The sequence below is a fragment of the Gemmatimonadota bacterium genome (assembly GCA_009838845.1).
In the GTDB taxonomy this organism is placed as follows: Bacteria; Latescibacterota; UBA2968; order UBA2968; family UBA2968; genus VXRD01.
This window is the reverse complement of record VXRD01000095.1, coordinates 42,284-61,383: the sequence shown is the minus strand read 5'-3', so window position 1 is coordinate 61,383 and position 19,100 is coordinate 42,284. Positions and strand designations below refer to the sequence as shown.

The window sequence follows — 19,100 nt, the reverse complement described above, 5'->3', positions numbered from 1 at the left end:
CATGGCTGCAACATCTCCCCAACAAGAATCTCAAGCTATTCCCTCGCGCATCACAGGGCGCTCCGTGCTCTTTGGCGCACTCACCGCCATTGCCCTCAATGTGTACACCGACCACGCCGGGTTGGTGATGGGGTCGTCATCCCTGGTCAAATCGCAATACCCCATGGCCATGTTGCTGCCCTTTGTACTCTGGTTATTTGCCAATATCGGTCTCAAAACCTTCTGGCCCAAAGCGGCTCTTTCGGGCACCGAACTGCTGGTCATCTACAGCATGTCCTGGATCGCGGGCGTTATTCCCCTCGAAGGTTGGGCAGCTTATTGGACGAGCACAATGGCCGTGCCCACCTATTATGCGTCACCTGAAAATCGCTGGACCGAAATTATCTTTGACATCTTGCCCTGGTGGACCCTGCCAGACATATCGCCTGCGGTTATTCGCCCTTTCTACGATGGATTGCCTCCATATAGTTCCATACCCTGGGCGGGCTGGTTGCAACCCCTATTCTGGTGGACCGCCATCTCATTAGCCGTTTTTGCAGCGGGATTGTGCTTGTGTATTCTCTTCCAACGCCAGTGGGAAGACCACGAGCGGCTCGCCTTTCCGCTCGCGCAATTTGCCGTAGAACTCACATCTGGCTTTGATCAACCCGGGCGCATCCCCGATATTTTTCGCAACAAAATTTTCTGGGCGGGTTTTTTCACTGTTTTTGGCGTCTTCGCGTGGAATATCCTCGGTTATTTCGCCACGGGCTTGCCACGCATCACCATCTATGCCGGGTACCTGAGCAAACAAATCGACCTCGCCCGCGACTTTCCACCCATTTACCTTCGCATCTTGCCCCCGGTAGTCGGCCTCACCTACTTCTGCAATCTCGACATCCTCTTCAGTTTTTGGGTTCTGCGCCTCATCGCCATAGTCAAACTCGGCATTATGGACCGCACGGGTTTCACCCTGGGCCTGGCTAACCAGCAGGCAAAATCATCCGAAATCATCAATCTCGAAAGCCACGGCGCCCTTGTTTTGCTGGCGCTCTGGTCTATTTGGGCCGCTCGGGGACACCTGTCTCGCGTCTGGCAAGCTGTTGTAGAAGGCAGACAGTCTGTTCATAACGACAGCATTATATCCTACCGCATGGCATTTATCGGCTTTATTCTGACAACTGCCTTCATCATCGGCTGGATGAGTGCAATGGGCATGTCTATCCCCATTGCACTCTTGCAAACCGCGCTACTCTACACGGCATATTTCACCGTCGCCAAATTCACGGCCGCCAGTGGTTTTCCCCATCTTCTACCCATATATGGTAAAGGCGGTGGCATGGTCTATACCTTTACAGGTACTGCCAACTTGACCCCCTCGGACTTTGTGGGTACTGAATTTGTCAACTCCAGCGCCTTCTTTGGCAACACGCGCATTCCCGCATGGCCCGCGCTACCCCACCACCTGAAATTGCACGGCGCAACGCCAAACGCCCGCATTGCGCGTATCGCCGCGCTCGCCTTCACCGCGGGCTTACTCGCATCCTTCATCTTTATTATCTATCTGGCATACGCCCACGGGGGGCAAAATCTGCACACAGCCCCATTTTCCGGCCGCTCAAACTCGGCCTCGGTCCGCCTCTACAGCAACATGACCAACCACATTCTCAACGAACAAAAAACCGTTTTTGATCCATATAAAATGGCCGTATGGTTCATTGGCATCTTTGAAGCGCTCGTGCTCATTGGCTTGCGAAGCCGCCTGCCCTGGTGGCCCCTGCACCCGATTGGCCTCGCCTTTCAAAATACCTCTGGTCCAAGAATCTACAGCTTCTCCATTTTTCTCACCTGGGCGGCCAAATCACTTTTCCTGCGTATCGGTGGCATTGCCCTGTACCGCCGCGCAGCACCTTATTTTATTGGCCTGCCAGTGGGCTATGTCACAGGCGTCATCGTTTCGTCTATTGTCGATCTCATCTGGTTCCCAACAGGTGGGCACTGGACACATGGATGGTAGGCCTGGGGCTACTACAGAAAGGTTTCTCATGTCCGAACAAAAACACATTCTCATCACAGGTGGTGCAGGCTTTGTCGCCGGCATGTTGCGCCAGCACTGGGGCGCGACCTATCGCCTTCGGCTTGCAGATGTGAACCCGGTTGAAAATCTTGCAGATCACGAAGAATTTGTCCGGATGGATATTACCAATCTCGACGAATTTCACGCTGCTTGTCGAGGCATTCATACCGTAATACACCTCGCAGCCGATCGCAGTCCACGTGCCGACTTTTACGAAACCTTGCTCGACCTCAATATCATTGGCGCATACAACGCCTTTCACGCTGCACACCTGTGCGGTTGCAAGCGCATTGTTTTTGCCAGTTCGGTCAATGCTGTGTTAGGCTACCCGGGCGATTCCTCCATCGAATGGGATGTGCCCATATTTCCCACCAATGTCTATGGCGCCACCAAATGCTGGGGCGAAGCCCTTGCGCGGGTATATTCCGAAACCCACGGACTATCCTGCATCTGTGTGCGCCTGGGCGGCCCGAGATGGAATGCCGATGAAATTTACGATCCAGACAAACCCAGCATACTCATCAGCCCGCGGGATACCGCACAACTTTTTCAAAAATGCGTGGAAGCAGATACCGACTTTGCCATTGTACATGGCGTATCTGATCACAAAAAATCCTATCTCGGAATTGATGCCACCAGGGAAGTATTGGGCTACACCCCGCAAGACGGCACAGCGAAAAGGCCGTAAACAGAAAGGATGCCCATGGGAAAGGGAAAATTTTCATCGACAAAAACCTATCACGATCTGCCCTGTGCACATCGTCAGGGATATCACGACGGTCACTGTCGCTTTATTCACGGATATAACCGCGAGATTACGCTTTATTTTACCTGCAACGAACTCGACGAAAATCACTTTGTCGTCGATTTTAGCAAGCTCAAGAAGCTCAAAGCATGGTTAGAGCACATGTTTGACCACACGATGCTCATCAACGAAAATGATCCCGAACGCGAATTTTTTGAAGAAATGCACCGCCGGGGTATAATCGATCTGCGAATTATGCCCAACGTTGGCATGGAAGCGTCATCAAAATTTGTCTTTGATTACGCCGACAAACTCGTGCGCAACATGACCCACAACCGATGCTGGGTCTATAAAGTTGAAACCCGCGAAAACATGAAAAACTCGGGCATATACGAACTCGTGGATGGCTGATCTATACACCTGAATGGCGTTTTTTGCCCTACTGCACAAAATACTGCACATATTTTTTCTTATAACACAATAAATTACCTATAAACAATTATTTATTGTGTTATTTTTTTCTTGACTTATGAACAAATGTTCACTATATTTTTGCTCAACCATAACTGAGGCCATTTCACAGAAATAGACAGATGTTCCACACACGATATAGGACCTCAGAACACCATAAGGAGGAAACGTGATTTCCGAAATGAAACAGCATCGCCCCCCCGTCCAGCAGGCTCTTCGCAAAGCCCCAGTTTGCGCTTCGCCCTATGTGGGCGATGAACCCTCTCTGGCCTATTACTACAAGGAGATTGAACGACATCCACTGCTCACACCAGACGAAGAAAGAGCACTGACAGAGCAAATTGCTCTGGGCAACCTGCCAAGTGCGAGTGCGAGTGCCCAGCGGGCAGGAGAGCACGCCCGCGAAAAGCTCATCACCAGCAACCTGCGCTTTGTCATCCACGTTGCCAAAAATTTTAAGAATCAAGGGCTTCCCATGGCCGATCTCATCAATGAAGGCAACATGGGCTTGATGACTGCTGCCCGCAAATTCAAACCCGAAAAAGGTTACAAGTTCATTACTTATGCAGTCTGGTGGATACGGCAGAACATCCTCAAAGCCCTCGAAGTTCAAACCCGATCCATCCGGATTCCCGGAAATGTTGTCAACGACCTCAACAAATTGCGCAAAGTCGAAGCTGATCTGACTCAGCACCTCGACCGACAACCCGATGCCGATGAACTCGCCCGAGAAACCGATCTGCCTCTCAAAAAGGTTACGCACACCCTCGAATCGGCTTACAATACCGTATCTCTGGATACCCCAATGTACGATGAGGCCACAAACTCCGCACCACGCGCTGTCACCCTGCAAGAAACTCTACCGGATTCCCAAACATTGTCTCCGGAAGACGCCTATATTCAAGACACTATGCACAATGATATACACAACGCGCTCAGTGCCTTGCCCGACCGCGACCGGCAAATTCTACATCTCTATTACGGTTTCAGCGACCCGGCGGAAAACACCGAAGTCAGCAGTTCAAAACCCGCGACCTATCAACAAATAGGTAACAAACTGGGGGTAAGTAGAGAACGGGTGCGCCAACTCAAAGAGGAGGCACTCAATCGGCTGAGGCATCCCACCCACAGTAAAAGACTTGCCACCTATTGTAGTTAAAGTGAAAAATTGTACACCGCGTGTTCCCTTAAAACACAGCCCTAACAAAACCAGAGCGTCGGCGCGATTTGCCGGCGCTCTTTGTGCTTCTACACCCTTGTATTTCTACTTGCGTTTAAAGCCGAAACCTTGCTATTTACAATATTCAAACGATCTTCTTGGAAAGTTGCACACCGCTTATTAGCTCACAATGAGAATCAACTATGAAAATCCTCATCCTCTCTACACTCGGCGCGCTCATTCTGCTCGGCGTGGGTGTGTACATTGTTTTTTATATTTCAGAGCGCGACAAAATTGAAGGCAAATCCTTCTTCCGCCTTGAAAATCGCTGGCTCTACGGATTTTTGGGCTACGCATCTGTCATAGTTATCACTTTTCTGATCCTGATTTTGCAAACCTCGCTCACGCGCCAAGGGCAAACCCTTGAAAATACCCAGGCGCGGTTTCAGCAAGAACTCACGGCTTTTCGCGAGCGACTCGGCGACCAAACCGACCGCCTCATGTCCCAAATCAATGAAAAAGCGGAACTCACCGGATCTGAAGTCGAGGTGCGCGGCAAGCTATCCAACGAAATCGACCATCACCAACGCACCCGCAAAGAACTTGCCTCTGCACGCGAACAATTGCGCCTCACACAAAGCGACTTAGATCGGGAAACCCGCGCACACCGCGCCTATCTCGACAGCCTCAACACCGAAAGATCACTTCACGCATCAACCCAAAATCGGCTTAAGCGCGAGGAAGCACAACACACCAAAAACCGCGAGACATTGCGAAACACCCAACAAAAACTCGACCGCGCCAACGAGCGACTAAACGTACAAAATCGCCAGATTAAAGCACTGAGAAGCGATCTCAAACGCGCACAGGACAACGCCGACAACGCACGCCAGATAGCCAGTCGCCTCTTACAACAATCCGGTGACCATCAGCGGGCACTCCTGATCCTTCAAGCCACCGTCGATTCTCTCTTTCTAAAAGAATTTAAACGCCCCCGAGTTCCTTCAGAAAAATAGACGAGGAGAAAATACATCGTGAAACTCAAAATCCTCCTTCCCATCATTGTCCTGATTATCGGTATGCTGGGAGCTTTTGCACTTGTCAAAAACCGGGAAGTCGTCCAGCCCAAACCAACAGAAGTACCCCCACCGCTTGTGCGAGTTAAATCCCTTCATCCCACAGACTTCCAACTCATTATTCCAGCGCAAGGCACGGTTGCCCCGCGCACGCAAACCACACTCGTTTCACAAGTGGCAGGCCAGATCATTGATGTATCGCCCGCATTTGCCAACGGGGGATTTTTCGAAAAAGGCGATGTCCTGCTCACCATTGATCCGCGCGATTACGCAGTCGCTGTCGCACAGGCACAGGTTCAGGTTGCACAGGCCAAATTGCGATTGGCACGCGAAGAAGAAGAAGCCGCAATTGCCCGTGACGAATGGAAACGCCTGGGCAATGGAGATCCAACCGATCTCGTCTTGCGCAAGCCACAAATTGACGAAGCCCGTGCGACCATTGCCGCAGCCGAAGGCGCATTGATGCGCGCCAACCTCAACCTCGAACGCACGCAAATCAGAGCACCATATCCCGGACGCGTTCGCACCAAAAATGCCGATGTCGGACAATACGTCAACCCGGGTTCACCGCTCGGCCACATTTACGCGATTGACTATGCCGAAGTGCGCCTGCCCGTGCCCGATGAGCAACTCGCTTACCTAGACCTGCCGTTCTCCTTTCGCAATAATCCCCATCATAATTCAGGCCCCGATGTGCGCTTCCACGCCACATTTGCCGGACAGAAACACACCTATATGGGACGCATTGTGCGCGTTGAAGGCGAAATTGACACGCGCTCTGGCATGATCGCGCTCGTCGGGCGCGTAGATAATCCATACCGCCAGCGCGATAGCAACACGCCGCCATTAGCTGTGGGTCTGTTTGTCACTGCAGAAATCCTGGGCCAGCGCGCGGAAAACGTCGTGGTCATCCCGCGTGCTGCACTGCGCGGCAAAAGTCGCGTCCTCGTGGTCACGGGCAATCGCCTCTATTATCGAACCATCGACATCTTGCGCGCCGACGCAGAAAAAGTCGTTGTTAAAAGCGGTCTAAAATCAGGTGATCAACTCTGCCTATCGCCAATCGATACCGTCGTCGATGGCATGCGCGTACGCACCGTGCGCACTGGAGGCACGCAATGAAAAATGCCATTGAATGGTTTGCCCGAAACAGCGTGGCGGCCAATCTGTTGATGGTGTTGATCCTGGGAGGTGGCATTTTTCTCACATCCAGTATTCGCATGGAAGTCTTCCCAGAATTTTCACAGGACATGATCAATATCTCCATGATCTATCGAGGCGCTGCTCCCGAAGAAGTCGAAGAAGCCGTCTGCATACGCATCGAAGAAGCCGTAGTAGGTCTCGACGGCATCGAGCGCATCACCTCCACGGCATCGGAGAACAGCGGTGTCGTCAACATCGAACTCGAGTCGGGTGCTGATATGCGCAAACTGCTCGACGATGTCAAAGCCCGCGTAGATGCCATCACCACTTTTCCGGTGGAAACGGAAAAACCCGTCATTCGAGAAATCACCAACCGCCGCCAGGTCATCAACGTTGCTATCTCGGGACCGACAGATGAAAAAACCCTCAAAACAATCGGTGAGCAAGTCAGAGACGACATTGCAACCATTCCCGGCATCACACAGGTCGATCTCGTCAGCACACGCCCTTACGAAATCGCTATCGAAGTCTCGGAAAATGACCTGAGGCGTTACGACCTCACCTTTAGCGAAATTGCCATGGCCGTGAGGCTTTTCTCGCTCGATCTGCCCGGCGGCGCCATTCGAACACAGGGCGGCGAAATCCTGTTGCGCACCAAAGGGCAGGCATATCGAGGCAAAGAATTTGAATCGCTCGTCTTGCGCTCTCGGCCCGATGGCACGTACCTTCGCCTGGGCGATGTCGCCACAGTCATCGACGGGTTTGCGGAAACAGATCAATCTGCTCAATTTGATGCAGAACCCACCGTGACGGTCAAGGTTTATCGCGTAGGCGATCAAAATGCTCTGGATATTACCAAAAAAGTCAAAGCCTATATCAATAATACACAACAGCGCATGCCCGATGGCATCAAACTCACCGTCTGGGCAGACTTTTCTCGCATCTTAAATGACCGCCTGGAACTCATGCTGCACAATGGTCAACTGGGTTTTATCCTCGTCTTTATCGCGCTGACGATGTTTCTCCGTTTGCGCCTCGCCTTCTGGGTTGCTCTGGGCATTCCCATTTCATTTCTCGGCGCAATCGGCCTGATGCCCTTCTTCGACATCTCCATCAACATGATCTCCCTTTTTGCATTTATCGTGGTGCTCGGCATTGTCGTAGATGACGCGGTCATCGTAGGAGAAAACATCTATCGCCATTACCAAATGGGCAAACGCGGTTTGCGCGCCGCCATTGATGGCGCGCAAGAAGTATATGTTCCCGTCATTTTTGCTATCCTCACATCTATTGCGGCCTTCTCTCCCTTGCTCACCGTTGAAGGCAGCATGGGAAAAATCATGAGACTCATTCCCATGATTGTTATCCTTACCCTCATATTTTCCCTCATCGAATCGCTCTTTATTTTACCAGCACACCTCGCGCACGCCAAAATAGATTTAAAAAAAGACAGCGATCCCCCGCGCAAACGCGCCATTGTCACTCTGTGGCAACGCGTTCAAAATGGCGTGGCCGATGGTTTGCTCATCGCTGTTGACCGCTATTATCGTCCCTTTCTCGAATGGGCACTCCAATGGCGGTATCTAACCCTCGCAGGGGGTGTTGCCACGCTCTTTCTCACCGTGGGTCTCGTTGGCGGCGGATGGATCAAGTTCGTCTTTTTTCCCAACGTCGAATCCGATAATATCGTAGCTATGCTCACCATGCCCCAGGGCACACCTGCCGAGGTCACTGAAAAAGCAGTGCGCCGCCTGGAGGCGTCAGCGCAGCAACTCCAACGGGAAATCGAAGGCGAGAATTCGGGTTCGGTATTTCGCCATGTTTTCGCATCTGTGGGCGAACAACCCTATCGCGCAGCACAAGGTCCGCCCACCGGGAGTACCGCCTCATTTTCATCGGCACATCTGGGCGAAGTCTATATTGAACTCATGCCTTCGGAAAATCGCGACATCAGCAGTGAGGAAATTGCCAACCGCTGGCGCGAACTCACCGGCGCTATTCCCGACGCGGTCGAACTGACCTACTCATCCTCGCTATTTTCATCTGGAGAAGCTATCAATATCCAGTTCTCAGGCCCCGACTACGGCGAATTGCGCGAAGTCGCCGAAAAATTCAAAAGCGCGTTGAATGACTATCCCGGTGTCTTTGACATCGCGGATTCCTTCCGCCCGGGGAAAGAGGAAGTGAAACTCTCCCTCACCCGACAAGCTGAAACCCTGGGCATCACATTGGCCGACCTCGCGCGCCAGGTCAGACAGGCATTTTACGGTGAAGAAGCGCAACGCATTCAGCGCGGGCGCGACGACATCCGCGTGATGGTGCGTTATCCCGAATCAGAGCGACGCTCCCTGGGTAACCTCGAAGACATGCGCATTCGCACGCCCGGCGGTGGCGAAGTGCCCTTCTCAATTGCCGCCAGAGCAGAACCTGGTCGGGGCTACGCATCCATCCGCCGCGCCGACCGCCAGAGAGTTATCAACGTCACGTCCGATGTCGATATCAGCATCGCAAATGCAAACGAAATCATCGCCGAATGCACCCGCACTGTCTTGCCTCAAATACTGGCAGACCACCCCCGCGTGCGCTACGATTTTGAAGGCCAGCAAAGAGAACAGGATGAAATGCTACAGGGACTGGCCCAAAGCTTTGTTATCGCCTTACTCATCATTTATATTTTGCTCGCCATTCCCTTCAAATCCTATGTCCAACCCCTCATTGTGATGGGGGCCATCCCATTTGGAATCGTCGGCGCAGTCTGGGGGCATGTCGCTCTTGGATTTAATCTCTCGATTCTCTCTGTATTTGGCATCGTTGCACTTACAGGTATCGTCGTCAATGACAGTCTGGTCATGGTCGATTTTATCAACAAACAACGCGAAAAAGGCCACCCACTTTCCGATGCCCTCCGCGAAGCCGGTGCTGTGCGTTTCCGCCCCATACTCTTGACCTCGGTCACGACATTTCTCGGCCTCACCCCCCTGCTATTAGAAAAAAGCCTTCAGGCGCAATTCCTGGTTCCCATGGCTATATCCCTCGGTTTTGGCGTTCTCTTTGCAACCGTCATCACCCTCTTGCTCGTCCCCATCAGCTACAATATTCTCGAAGACATCATCAACGCCTTCTACCACCTCATTGGGCGCGAACGCGGCGCATTCCGATCAGAACTGAATCGCGCAGCAGATTAATCGCACGTGGTTTTCTCGCAATTACAAAGGCCGATTGCTTTTGCAACCGGCCTTTTTTGCTCGCTATTGACAAGCTTTGTCGATGCGTGTACATTGCGCTCACGACTTATAACGCACGCCAGCATGTCTCAAAACTGAAAGGATAACCAATGGCTCCCAACATCATCTTTATCCTCACCGATGATCAAGGACCCTGGGCTGCCGGATGTTATGGCAATCCAGAAATTCGCACCCCCAATCTCGACCGCATTGCCGCCACGGGTATTCGCTTCGACAATTTCTTTGTCACCATCCCCGTGTGTTCGCCCAGCCGCGCCTCTTTTCTCACCGGTCGCATACCATCACAACACGGCGTACACGACTGGATCCGCGAAGGCAACACGGGTCCCGATGCGGCTTCTTATCTCCGGGACGAAATCTGCTATACCGATATCCTATCCGAACACGGCTGGACATGTGGATTATCGGGCAAATGGCACCTGGGCAATAGCACCTTGCCGCAGCACGGCTTCTCGCACTGGTTTGCCCATGAAAAAGGCGGTGGTCCCTACAACGACGCCACACTGGTACGCAACGGCGAACTCATCACCGTACCGGGTTATGTGACCACCGCCATCACAGACGACGCCCTCGCATTCATCGACAACCACGCCAATGACGACAATCCCTTTTATCTCAGCGTTCACTACACAGCGCCCCACAGCCCCTGGACTGGACATCCCCAGGATATTGTCGATTCCTACGACGACTGCCCATTCGAATCCTGCCCACAAGAAGATCCACACCCCTGGGCGGGAGGCTTGAGCAATAATTTGGGCAACCGCGAGAGTCTCAAAGGTTATTTTGCCGCTGTCACCGCAATGGATTATGACGTGGGACGCATCCTCGATAAAATTGAGGACAAAGGGATTCGCGACAACACCCTTGTTGTCTTCACCTCTGACAATGGTTTTTCCTGTGGTCATCACGGTTTTTGGGGCAAAGGCAATGGCACGCGCCCCTTAAATATGTATGAAAACTCCATCAAAGTGCCCTTCTTGGCCAGTCATCCCGGCGTCATCCCCGAAGGCAGTGTACAGCCCGCAATGGCTTCGGGATACGATTTTATGCCCACCCTCCTCGACTATCTCAACTTGCCCTTACCCGAAGATCGCAACTACCCCGGTCGATCCTTCCTCGCCGCCCTCAAAGACGAAGAAGATCCCGGACGCGACAATGTCGTTATCTACGACGAATACGGCACGACGCGCATGATTCGCACGGTCGAGTGGAAATACGTACATCGCTATCCCGATGGCCCCAACGAACTCTACGACCTGCAAAACGATCCCGACGAGCGCGATAACCTCGTTGACGACAATGCACAGGCCAGCCGCATCAGAGCGATGAAAACGCAGATGGAAACGTGGTTTGCAACCTATAGCGTTCCCGACAAGGACGGACGTGATTACAATGTCAGCGGCGCCGGACAACTCCGTCCCGTAGGCCAGAAATGGGAAGACGACCGCAAACCCTTTGCGTAAAGAGCAGTCAGTTTTCTATCAAGGAGGTACTGGTGAAAACGGGTGTGTGCAGTTACTGTTTCAATTCGATGCTGACCGAGGGTAAGATCTCTTTGATGGAGGCGATCGAATTCGTAGGAAAGGAGACAGAGGCCGACTGCATCGAGCCCTACTCCCCATACTGGCGTCCTGATCGAGACGTGCAAGAACAGGCGCGCGAGGCCCGGAAACTGATGGACCGGGTGGGCCTACAGGCCTCGTGCCATGCCCTGGCGACCGATTTCGCCGTCTATGACGAAGGCAAAAATCGCGCCTGCCTGGACTGGTGTGAGAAGATGCTCCAGGTCGCCGTGATCCTCGGAGCCGATACGGTCCGAGTCGATCCCCGCACCGCCCCACCTCCCGGCAGATCCCGCGACGATATCGATCCCGAAGACGCCCTCGCCCGCGTTGCCCAAAGCATGCAAACCGTCGCCGACATCGCTATCGAAAAAGGCTTGAAAGTCGGCGTTGAAAACCACGGGCTGCTGCTCGGACGCACGTCGCAGACCGCGCGCATCGTCGAGCGGGTCGATCGCCCCAACTTCGGCGTGAACCTCGATTTCACCAATTTCCGCACGGTCTTCGGAGAAGACCACGTTGAGGCGACACGGCTTCTCGCCAGACATGTCGTCCACATTCACGCCAAGGACTTCCACATTCGGCAGGATTCCCAACCTGGGGAGGAGTGGCGCGAAATCCCCTCGGGCGAATACGTCAAGCGCGCGGTCGGCGGCGAAGGGAACTCGGGTTGGGCCGAGATCTTTCGCATCCTCAAAGATGTGGGCTACAAGGGCACTATCTGCCTCGAGGTCTCAGATCCAGCGGACATCCGGGGCAGTGTCGCCAAAGGAGCGGCCAATTTGAAGCGTATCATCTCGGAGGTGGAGCAGTTGTAATGCCAGAGCCAGGAAGTGGATGGAAGCCACATTGGATCAGATCAACAGTATTCTCAAGCAATTGAATTTACCCTTACTGGACCCTCAAGAATTGGCCCCCTTACAAGCGGCATAAGACATTGGAGGACGGATATGAATGACAAATTAGCTCTCTACGGCGGGGAAAAAACGCGCACAGATCCCTTTCCCTCGCGCACGCCATTTGGAAAAAAAGAAGAAGAATTGTTATTGGACGCCGTGCGCAGTCAAAATTTGTTTGGCAAGAGCGGCACCTATGTCAAAGATTTTGAAAAGCAATTTGCCGAATTTTACGGAATGGAACATGCACAAAGTTCGACGAGCGGCACGGCGGCCATTCACCTGGCAGTGGGCGTTGTCGATCCCGAACCGGGGGACGAAATCATCACCGCGCCCATTACCGATCCGGGCAGCGTAATGCCCATTTTGATTCAAAATGCCGTGCCCGTATTTGCCGACGTCGATCCCCTGACAATGAACATGACACCCGAATCAATTGAAGCAAATATTACAGACCGAACGCGCGCAATCATCCTCGTACACTTGTTTGGGCGCCCCTGCAATGTCGAAGAAGTGGTAAAAATTGCGGAAAAATACCATATTACGCTAATCGAAGATTGCAGCCAGTGTCACGCCACCAAATACAAAGGTCGCTATGTGGGAACTTTTGGGCACATGGGTTGTTTTAGCTTGCAGCAGTCCAAACACATGACCACGGGCGATGGCGGAATGACTGTCACACATGACCGAGAAACCTATATTCGCCTCAAGCTGTTCTCCGATAAAGGATGGGATTATCAATATATGGCCGATCGCGATCACGCTTTTGTCGCACCCAACTATCGCATGACCGAGATGCAGGGCGCGGTTGGCCTCGCGCAGTTGGAAAAGGTGCGCGGCGTGGTCGAAAGACGCCACGAATTGGGCGCGTTGCTGTGTGAACTCATTGCCGATGCGCCGGGAATAACGCCCGTTCCTCTCGAGGGAGACCGCGAGGTTTCGTGGTGGAATTTTGTTTTTCACGTCACGGGCCACGATCCCGATGAATTTTGCAAAGCCGTGCGTGCCGAAGGCGTATCTATGGGGGCGCATTATATCAAAGACCCGATATTTATGCGCGGGAATTATCTGACCGAAAAACGCACCTATGGAAATAGCGGATTCCCCTTTCACCACGGCGTAACAAGCCGCGAATATAACTACGGTCCGGAACTCGTTCCAGGCGCAGTACAGGCATTGAATACAGTTGTCGTATGGGGTTTGCACGAGCACCTCGACGAAAACGACATCCGCGACACCGCCGCCGCAATCAACAAAGTCGCAAACGGCCTGGGCAGATAGACGATAAAAGGAGCCAAATGCATCAGTCTCGTACACAGTGGTATTACACCAGACGTATTTTTGCAAGTGTGCTCTGTATTTTAGCTCTTTCTGCTTGTGGAAATACACCGCCGGACATCACGGGGCCAGCGCCGGGAGAACCCGGTGCAGAGGCAATACCGGGAGGTCCTGGACAGATCGCATATCTGAAGCAAAACCTGCAAACGGGCAGTTTTCATCTTCATATCGTAGATCCCGATGGTAAAAACCCCATCAATCTCAATCCCATAGACGACCTGGCTGAATATACCGGGCAATCGTGGTCGTCCGATGGCAAACAACTCGCCTTTGCCTCGAACCGCAGTGGCAATGCCAATTTCAACATTTTTGTCATGAATACAGACGGCAGCAATATCCGCAGTGTGGTTGAAGATTCGGGAGGCGATTTTGCATCGTCCTGGTCGCCCGATGGGCAAAAAATTCTCTTTCAAGCATGGCGTAGCGATGAGACAACCTGGGATATTTATGTCGTCAACATCAACGGCTCTGACGAAAGGGTACTGATCAATACGGATATGGAAGAGCAACTGCCCGTCTGGTCGCCCGATGGCACCAAATTTGCCTATCAGGCTGGACATCGCGGTCGGGGAACCGATATCTATATCGCCAATGCCGATGGTACAGGCGCAATGCGTTTGACAGATGGAAATGGCACCTTGCACGCGGCACCTGCCTGGTCGCCCGATGGAACGCAGATTGCGTTCGAATCCAATCGCCATCAACCCCCGTCAACAGACACGAGAACGCCTCTTGCACAGTACGAGATTTACGTGATGAACCGGGACGGTTCAAATATGCGCCGTCTCACGTCTTCCCAACCTCTCGAAGCATTACGCAAGCCAACCTGGTCGCCGGATGGGAAGCAAATTGCATTTGAATTTCACACTTATGCAACAGATCTACTCCCGGGATTTTCGACCATTAAAGTCATGAATATAGATGGGTCCAACACGTACTCCATTCCCGGTCTTCCCCCTGGTGCGATCTTCCCGCGCTGGTCGCCCGTGCCGTAAACACACATCTATGTCGTGAATCAACCACCTGAAAGTCTCAGATTTTATCTGAGACTTTTTTGTTTGACTTCGCCGCTTTTGTCCAATTAATTGTTCGCGGCGGGTATATGGTATTGCGAACCACTTGTCAGGAGATGTGTATGAGACGGCCAACAGATGCTGAACGGCAGGAATGGGAAGATAACGGCGTGTTGTTTTTAGAAAAAGCAATTTTAGGAGAAGACCTCGCGCGGTTACAGACGACATTTGACCGATGTGCCGCCGAGGCCAGGCGCGAATGGTTGGAGGGAATTGCAAAAGGCACGCGTCCCGCGGCCCATTTTGATATTCCAAAGCCATTGGAAAAGGACGACGTATTTATTGACCTGATTGATTATCCGGGCTGGTACGGGTTTTTGATGGATTTTGCCGATGAAGATCTGATCTTGCTCGCGCCGCAAATAAGAACTCTGCCGGTCTCACCCATCAGTTATGTGGGCTGGCATCCGGATGTGCCGCATACGACACCACTCCATATGAAGGTACAGATTTATATTGAAGATGTTCCGGCCGATGGCGGAGCATTTGGGTATGTACCGGGCAGTCATAAACCCGATGTCGGGCCGTGTCCTCTGGTTCGTCCATTGGATTCGATGCCGGGGCACAAAGTGTATCCGGGCAAAGCTGGCGATGCGGTATTATTCAATTCTTATGGATGGCATACCGCAATGGTCAACCGCACGTTAAAGCCGCGCAAGTCGATTATCCTCATCTATGAAAAGTGGAGTAAGGACCGCATATCGACCAAACATTTTGCAGCCATTGCGGATAAATGCACAACGCCAGACCGCAGGCGGTTGTTCAGCCTGGATGAGAGATGATAGCATGCCAATTATTGACTCGCACCTGCATGTATTTGAAAAACTGTCGGACGAATTTCCCCGAGAGGTGGATGATCAGTGTCCCTCAGATAGGGCAGAGACAGCAGAAAAATTATTGGAGGTCATGGCGGCCAATGGGGTCGATCAGGCCGTGCTGACGCAGATTGGCGGTGCGCAATTGGCGCACCATCGGTACTTACAGCATTGTTTAAAGACTTATCCCAATCGCTTCCGAGGAATTGGGTTGATTCCTCGAGACAAATGGGACGCACCGGAAGACCACATGGATCGGTTGGCTGAAAATGGGGATATTATCGGATTCAGGATTAACGAAATTGGCGGACCTGCCGATCCCCTATCCCAAGTGGATGTACGAACATTTACTTCGTATCGCATCTGGAAACACGCGGCTGAAAAAAACTACGTGATGTGGCTGTATATCCGGGCGAAAGACGCACATCAAGTCGCCTTTATGATTCAGGCATTTCCTGAAATTCGCGCCGTGTTTAACCACCTGATGATCTGTCCAGGCGAAGGAATGTTTTCGTGGGATGCCGAAGGCCGCCCGCACATCAATACCCCCATACCGCCGATGACGCGCTACTCGATGCTGGGCTTGCACGAATACCCCAATATCTGCGTACATCTATCGGGACAATATGCATTTAGCCAGGAGACATGGCCCTATCGCGACCTGGAGAGCTGGCACAAAACATTGCTTTCCAAGTTCGGCGCAGACAAATTGATGTGGGCGACGGATTTCCCCTGGATTTTGGAAGATCCGGGGTATGATAAGTTGGTGCAGGTAATCGATGAATTATTGCCGGATTTAAACGCGCAGCAAAAAGCAGAGATTATGGGGGGAACGGCAAAACGGGTTTTGGGTTTTCCCGACGTGGCGGATTGACCCTTTTGAAATTGACCTTGTATTGTTCAAGGGCCTCGAGCGCCTTGTTACCGGGATGGGGATATATGTCGCGGGATTTCGCAAAAGACGCAACAGCTTCTACTCTCTTGCCCTGTTTTTGCAGCAGGCTTCCCTTCAAGTAGTATAGCCGCGCCAGAGTTTGCTTTTTCAATGCCTCGTATTTGAGGGTCTCCGCCCTCTCTAACCACGCCGAGACTTGTTCCCAGTGCGAGTTATTCCCATGCTCTATCAGTGTGCCGGCCATGCCGATGAGGCAGGCATAACTACCCTCTGCGAGGCGGAATAATTCCTGCATTGAATTGAGAAGCCCCGAATCGCCCGAAAAATAAATCAAACCCAAATATCGACCGTACTGGAACAACAATCCATTTCGTCGCACGCGCTCCCAGCGATCAATGGGTTGCAAATGCACCAGATAGATGAAATATTCCTCTCCACGCGGATGGCGTTTTATTTCTATGGTACCCGGCTTGCCATCTTTAACCACCTCCATGAGAAAACCATAGATCCGTCCCCGGCGGTTGGGAAAAATGTCGAAATCCATAGGAAAGAAGAGGGCGCGTTCTGTCGAATCGGTGAATTTTTCCAGAACCTCCTTCTTATTTTCTTTCGGTAAAAATGGATCGTAGAGGCGTTTGCCATATACGAGTCCCTGAAGATTGTACAACGCAACATCCGGACGGCGGTTCTCGATGTATTGATAATAGCCCATCGGCCCGGTTGCATCGCCAAACACGAATAAAACCGCGTCCTCCGGCAAAATATCCAATTGCATGTCTGCATAGTGCTCGGCAAAGTCGCTATCGGATCGATCATTGGGCCGCCAGTGTTCGTGCACCGACCACGCAACCATCGCCGTGCCCACCAGCGCTGCCATACCAATTTTGAGTCTCGGCCTCTGGGTAAATTTGGAAGGCAACCGTTCTGCCAACCAGTCGATCACAACCTGCAATCCAACGCCCAGCCACAGAGCCGCTATGCCGTAACAAAGCAGAGAATATGGCCGAAAAATCGCGCCCCAGAAAAAGTCAAAATCAAAGCCCAGCAAGGCGATCAGCACGATGCTATTGCCCAAAAATACCAGCAATCCCGAACCTGCTTTTGCGATCTGCCGCCGCTGAAAAAGAACGATCAGGCCGAACACAGCGAGTGCAAATCCCGGCAGCGTCAATTGCCAAAAAAATTCGTTGCCAAGCCATTGCATGAACCCGAAGCGGTCACTCCACCCCGCGCTGGGGCTGGCATCTATATGGGCATAGCCCTGCCGGCTGAAATAATGCCAAAATTCTTTCAACGTATCGATAGAGCCGTAAAAATTGATCAGGGGATCTTGATGCGACCGCCAGACCATCCATGCATAGGGCAATGCCGCACACGGCAGGGAAATCCCCAAAAGCAACGGCAGTTTCCGATACACGGTGCGCCAAATGGGAAAGACCAATAACATCAAACCCGGCGTTGAAAGCACCATCAGCGGCCAGTGGTTGGTCAGGCTCAATCCATAAACGCCAGCCGCAGCAATCCAGATCCCGGTGCGGTGCGGCTGGCGGAGGCCGTATAAAAGCAGCGCGTAGAGACCAAAAAAGAACAGCGTATTGAGCGTATAAACCTCGGCAATAATAGCCTGAGACCAGAAATGCTCAGAAGCGGCAAACAGCCAGGCGGCAGTCCTAGCTGGGGTTGGCGATGCGCCCAACAAACGGGCACACACATAAACGCAGCCACAGGTGAGCGCGCCCAATACCGCGCTGGACAAATGACCGAGAAAAGCAACACTACCAAAGGGCAATTGCGTAAACAGATAGACGATAAGGGTATAGAGCGGATAGCCCGGTGGATGGGCCACGCCGAGGTGTGCTCCAGCCATGAGAAACAAGCCGTCATCTTCCAGAACAACAGTGCGCGGCATGGTAAGCACATAAAGCACAAGCGGGCCAATAACCGATGCGGCCAGTGCGATTCCATCGCGCAAGGGATTAAATGTTCCATCCTGGGCATGCACGCGATTCATGGCGTACCGTCCTCCTGTTCTTCCGGGCGTTCGTCTGTCACCTCGCGAAACGTCCAGAGGGAATTGATAAAATAGTTAAACAATGTGGCCGGGGCAATCGCGCACCCCTGCAAAATGACCGATTGCACCGCTGGAAAAAGGAAGGAAAGCAAGACAAATGTGCCATAACTCAGCACGAGAGTCACCAGTGAAACGAGATTGTACTTCAAACCCCGAACGCGCTTTCTCCCCGCCAGTGCGCGATCGCGGAAGGTCCAGTAGTTATTGAGCAGAAAATTTGAGATAATCGACAGCTCAATTGCAACTGGCGATGCGAGCAACTTATGCACACCGAGATTGAGCAAGAATTGAAACGAACCGAGATTGACGAATACCCCCGATAACCCCGTGAGGGCAAATTTGATAAATGTGCGAGACATAAACTTTCCGATAAATTAGATTTTCAACTGATCAAATTAACAACACACCTTCGAGAAATCAAGCGCGAAACTCCCAAAAATCTTCTCTCGCATTTACCAGAATACACAGACAACTTGATACGGTTGACCCGATCGTGAAACGAATCGCTAAAATTTTGCTCATCTCCATATTGTTATTCATTGCGTTGTCTGTTGC

At 52.2% G+C, this 19,100-nt stretch carries 15 protein-coding genes; 13 read left to right on the top strand and 2 right to left on the bottom strand.

Annotated features, from left to right (window positions below):
- Window position 1: 1 nt before the first annotated feature.
- From F4Y39_12230 to F4Y39_12170, 13 genes are all read left to right on the top strand, one after another.
- A complete protein-coding gene (locus tag F4Y39_12230; protein MYC14486.1) occupies window positions 2-1,996 on the top strand; it encodes a hypothetical protein in 1,995 nt (664 codons plus the stop codon).
- A complete protein-coding gene (locus F4Y39_12225) occupies window positions 1,917-2,744 on the top strand; it encodes an NAD(P)-dependent oxidoreductase (GenBank protein ID MYC14485.1) in 828 nt (275 codons plus the stop codon). Before F4Y39_12230 ends, F4Y39_12225 begins: the two co-directional genes overlap by 80 nt.
- Before the next feature lie 15 nt (window positions 2,745-2,759).
- A complete protein-coding gene (locus F4Y39_12220; protein ID MYC14484.1) occupies window positions 2,760-3,212 on the top strand; it encodes a 6-carboxytetrahydropterin synthase in 453 nt (150 codons plus the stop codon).
- Between the two features lie 229 nt (window positions 3,213-3,441).
- Complete coding sequence (locus F4Y39_12215) at window positions 3,442-4,431, top strand: RNA polymerase sigma factor RpoD/SigA (GenBank protein ID MYC14483.1); 990 nt, start codon at window positions 3,442-3,444, stop codon at window positions 4,429-4,431.
- Between the two features lie 203 nt (window positions 4,432-4,634).
- A complete protein-coding gene (locus F4Y39_12210; protein MYC14482.1) occupies window positions 4,635-5,447 on the top strand; it encodes a hypothetical protein in 813 nt (270 codons plus the stop codon).
- A gap of 18 nt (window positions 5,448-5,465) precedes the next feature.
- Window positions 5,466-6,629, top strand: coding sequence for an efflux RND transporter periplasmic adaptor subunit (locus F4Y39_12205; GenBank protein MYC14481.1), 1,164 nt, complete (start codon window positions 5,466-5,468; stop codon window positions 6,627-6,629).
- Window positions 6,626-9,835 (top strand): efflux RND transporter permease subunit, encoded by a 3,210-nt coding sequence (locus F4Y39_12200; protein ID MYC14480.1) that lies wholly within the window; start codon window positions 6,626-6,628, stop codon window positions 9,833-9,835. Before F4Y39_12205 ends, F4Y39_12200 begins: the two co-directional genes overlap by 4 nt.
- Window positions 9,836-9,984: 149 nt before the next feature.
- Window positions 9,985-11,358 (top strand): sulfatase-like hydrolase/transferase, encoded by a 1,374-nt coding sequence (locus tag F4Y39_12195; GenBank protein MYC14479.1) that lies wholly within the window; start codon window positions 9,985-9,987, stop codon window positions 11,356-11,358.
- A complete protein-coding gene (locus F4Y39_12190; GenBank protein MYC14478.1) occupies window positions 11,328-12,275 on the top strand; it encodes a TIM barrel protein in 948 nt (315 codons plus the stop codon). Before F4Y39_12195 ends, F4Y39_12190 begins: the two co-directional genes overlap by 31 nt.
- Before the next feature lie 132 nt (window positions 12,276-12,407).
- Window positions 12,408-13,634 carry a DegT/DnrJ/EryC1/StrS family aminotransferase gene (locus tag F4Y39_12185; protein MYC14477.1) on the top strand — a complete coding sequence of 409 codons (1,227 nt, stop codon included), beginning with the start codon at window positions 12,408-12,410 and terminating at the stop codon, window positions 13,632-13,634.
- The gene (locus F4Y39_12180) at window positions 13,547-14,686 is read left to right on the top strand and encodes a hypothetical protein (GenBank protein ID MYC14476.1); all 1,140 of its coding nucleotides are present in this window, start codon (window positions 13,547-13,549) and stop codon (window positions 14,684-14,686) included. The genes F4Y39_12185 and F4Y39_12180 overlap by 88 nt, the downstream gene beginning before the upstream one ends.
- A 59-nt stretch (window positions 14,687-14,745) precedes the next feature.
- Window positions 14,746-15,546 carry a phytanoyl-CoA dioxygenase family protein gene (locus F4Y39_12175; GenBank protein MYC14475.1) on the top strand — a complete coding sequence of 267 codons (801 nt, stop codon included), beginning with the start codon at window positions 14,746-14,748 and terminating at the stop codon, window positions 15,544-15,546.
- The gene (locus F4Y39_12170) at window positions 15,440-16,453 is read left to right on the top strand and encodes an amidohydrolase (protein MYC14474.1); all 1,014 of its coding nucleotides are present in this window, start codon (window positions 15,440-15,442) and stop codon (window positions 16,451-16,453) included. The genes F4Y39_12175 and F4Y39_12170 overlap by 107 nt, the downstream gene beginning before the upstream one ends.
- Here the strand turns inward: F4Y39_12170 and F4Y39_12165 are convergent.
- Window positions 16,401-18,485, bottom strand: coding sequence for a DUF2723 domain-containing protein (locus tag F4Y39_12165; protein ID MYC14473.1), 2,085 nt, complete (start codon window positions 18,483-18,485; stop codon window positions 16,401-16,403). The genes F4Y39_12170 and F4Y39_12165 overlap by 53 nt on opposite strands.
- A complete protein-coding gene (locus tag F4Y39_12160) occupies window positions 18,482-18,904 on the bottom strand; it encodes a GtrA family protein (protein MYC14472.1) in 423 nt (140 codons plus the stop codon). Before F4Y39_12160 ends, F4Y39_12165 begins: the two co-directional genes overlap by 4 nt.
- Window positions 18,905-19,100 lie beyond the last annotated feature (196 nt).